Origin of the sequence: Phenylobacterium sp. (assembly GCF_031181185.1) — a bacterium.
Classification (GTDB): Bacteria; Pseudomonadota; Alphaproteobacteria; order Caulobacterales; family Caulobacteraceae; genus Phenylobacterium.
The window spans coordinates 1-3,272 of the sequence record NZ_JAPSKZ010000268.1 but is presented as its reverse complement, the minus strand read 5'-3'; the positions used below and the strand labels follow the sequence as shown (position 1 = coordinate 3,272).

The 3,272-nt window shown below is 69.4% G+C and carries 3 protein-coding genes; all 3 read left to right on the top strand.

Going from position 1 to position 3,272, the window contains the following annotated elements:
- Positions 1 to 1,118: TonB-dependent receptor domain-containing protein (locus RIF93_RS19590; RefSeq protein ID WP_309093125.1), on the top strand; the 1,118-nt coding region annotated here is incomplete at its 5' end.
- A 182-nt stretch (positions 1,119 to 1,300) separates the two neighbouring features.
- Positions 1,301 to 2,743, top strand: coding sequence for a CehA/McbA family metallohydrolase (locus tag RIF93_RS19585; protein WP_309093124.1), 1,443 nt, complete (start codon positions 1,301 to 1,303; stop codon positions 2,741 to 2,743).
- 19 nt (positions 2,744 to 2,762) lie between these two features.
- A partial coding sequence (locus RIF93_RS19580) for an NAD(P)/FAD-dependent oxidoreductase (RefSeq protein WP_309093123.1) occupies positions 2,763 to 3,272 on the top strand: 510 nt, incomplete at its 3' end.

Below are 3,272 nucleotides of genomic sequence, written 5' to 3'. Positions count from 1 at the left end.
TCACCGACAACGGCTTCTCCCGGTACGGCAGCCAGTTCGACAACGCCGAGGGGGAAAGCACGACCTGGGCGGTCTACGCCGCCGATGAGTGGAGCCTGACCGACCGGCTGCGGGTGGACTTCGGCGCCCGCTGGGAGCGTATCGAACTCTCCGGCCGCAACGAGCGCCGTGCGACGATCGACCTGGGCCAGCTCGCGAACAACTTCGCCGACGACCAGGCGATCAGCGGGACGGGCGTGTTCGACCCCCTCGACCGCAAGTTCGACGATTGGGGCGCCACCATCGGCGTGAACTATCAGATCGATCCGGACCTGGGCGTCTTCGCCCGCTACACCAAGGGCTTCCGGCTGCCGTCGCTGGGTGACTTCATCACCAATCCGACGCGCACCGATCCGCGCGCCCAGGGCATCGACCTGGCGGAGGCGGGCATCAAGATCAACCGCCCTCGGTTCAGCGCCTACGCCACGGCGTTCTACACCCACTTCGACAGCCAGAGCCTGACCGAGACGCGGTACGACCCGGCGACCAACAGCTACGTCAGCCAGACCGAGTTCGCCTCGACGACCTCCTGGGGTGTCGAGCTGGAAGGCACGGCGCGGCCGACCGACTGGTTCGACCTTAGCGGCAACGTCACCCTGCAGGAGCCGACCTACGGCGACTTCATCTTCAACGAACGGGTGGGCAAGGTGTCGGGCGCCTGCCCGCTGCCGTCCGACACGCCGACCGCCGGCGCCGACTGCCTGCGGGCCCGCGACTTCACGGGCAACCGCATCATCCGCTCGCCCAAGGTCTCCGCCCGCTTCACGCCCGGTCTGAACCTGCTGGACGGTCGCCTACGGGCCGAGGTGGACCTCCAGTTCTACGGCAAGCGCTACTCGGACATCGCCAACACCCTGACGATTCCGGCGTACCAGATCGTCAACGCCTCGGTGCGCTGGAACGTGACCGACCAGGTCAGCCTCTATGCCTACGGCACGAACCTGACGAACGAGATCGGTCTGACCGAGGGCAACCCGCGGGCCGGCCAGTTCATCTCGGGCGAGACGGGCGCCCGGTATTACCTGGCCCGGCCGGAGCTCGGCCGGACGTTCAAGGCGGCCGTGCTGTATAGGTTCTAAGATGGAGCGCGGGTCGCCTTCTCCCCTTGCGGGAGAAGGTGGCCCGCGAAGCAGGTCGGATGAGGGGTTTCTCGGACGTGCTCAATCGTACCGCCCATCGCGCCGCGGGAATCGCGCGACCTCTCATCCGTCGACCTGCGGTCGACACCTTCTCCCGCAGGGGGAGAAGGATCGGGTTGGCCTTGGCCCTACTCACCTCACCCGCGGCGGCGCAGGACCTGACGCTCACCGGCGTCATGACCCACGCCGACCTGGCGACCTACCGCGAAGTCCCGTTCAAGGTCCCGCCCGGCGTCGCTGCGGTCACCGTCGAGTTCGCCTACCAGGGCAAGGAGGAGCGGTCGGTCATCGACCTCGGGGTCCGCGATCCCGTGCGGTTCCGCGGCTGGAGCGGCGGCAACAAGAGCCGGTTCGTCGTCGCCGAGACCTATGCGACGCCATCGTACCTGCCGGGGGCGATCCCCGCCGGCGAATGGAAGCTGATCCTGGGCGTGCCTTCGATCCGCAAGACCTCGAAGTCGCCCTACACCGCCAGGATCTGGTTCGAGCGCAAGCCCGCCGACTTCCGGGGCTTCGCCGCCGCGCCGCTGAAGGAGGGCCCTGGCTGGTACCGCGGCGACCTGCACCTGCACTCGGCCCACTCGGACGGCAGCTGCGCCGCGCAGAGCGGCGCCCGCGTCCCCTGCCCGCTATTCAAGACCACCGAAGCGGCCGCCGCACGCGGTCTCGACTTCATCGCCGTCACAGAACACAACACCACCTCGCACCATCAGGCGCTCGCCGAGTTCCAGCCCTACTACGACCGGATGCTGCTGATCCCGGGGCGCGAGGTCACCACCTTCCAGGGCCACGCCAACGTCTTCGGGACCACGGCGCCGCTGGACTTCCAGCTGCGCGGGCCGCGCGCGCCGAAGCTGGGGACCATCCTCGACCAGCTGGAAAAGGCGGGCGGGATCATCTCGCTGAACCATCCGGGCCTGCCGTCCGGCGAAGCCTGCATGGGCTGCGGCTGGACCGCGGAGACCGATTGGACCCGCGTCGCGGCGATCGAGGCCATCAACGGCGGCTCGCTGCGGTTCGGCGCGGAAGGTCCGGGGACCGGCATCCCGTTCTGGGAGGCCAGGCTGAACGCCGGCTTCCGCCTGACCGCCATCGGCGGCTCCGACAACCACGACGGGACCACGCCGCTCACCGCCGTCCAGTCCGTGGGATCGCCCACGACCGTCGTCTACGCGCAGAACCTCTCGCAGCCGGCAATCTTGTCCGGCATTCGCGCCGGCCGCGTGTTCGTCGACATCGAGGGGACGCGCGACCGGCTGCTGGACGTCACGGCGAGCGCCGGCGGCCAGGCCGCGCACATGGGCGGCGCACTGAAGCTTAAGGCCGGCGAACCCGTCCGGCTCGAGATCCGGACGAGCGGCGTCGGAGGCGGCCGCATCAGCTTCGCCGGTCCCGCCAAGGGCCTCGCGTCCTCGGATACGGCGCCGCTCGGCGCGGGCGAGACGCGCCTCGTGACGCTGAGCGCCGACGGCGCCAAGGGCTGGTTGCGCGTGGACGTCCGCGGTCCGGACGGCAAGCTGTGGCTTCTGGGCAATCCGATCTACCTGGAGCCGGCGGCCCCCTGAACGCGTTGGCTCACCCGCCATGGGTGACAACGAACCTCTCGACTGCTTGGTGATCGGCGCAGGCCCCGCGGGGCTGACCGCCGCCATCTATCTCGCCCGCTTCCGCCGCAACTTCGTCGTGATCGAGTCCGGCGGCAGCCGCGCCGCCTGGATCCCGCGCAGCCACAACCACCCGGGCTTCCCCGACGGCGTGAACGGCAAGGTCCTGCTGTCGCGCATGCGCCGGCAGGCGGAGAAGTACGGGGCGGACATCCGTTCGGGGCGGGTCGAGACCCTGACCCCGCTCAAGTCCGGCTTCCGGATCGAGACGGAGACCGAAACCTTCCTCAGTCGCACGGTGATCCTGGCCACCGGCGTCATCGACAACGCGCCCAACATCCCCGGCCTGGAGCGCGGCGTGGAGAAGGGGCTCGTCCGGATCTGCCCGATCTGCGACGGCTATGAGGTGATCGGCTGCAAGGTGGGCGTCATCGGCACGGACGATCACTGCGCCCGCGAGGCGATCTTCATCCGCACCTGGTCGGACGAC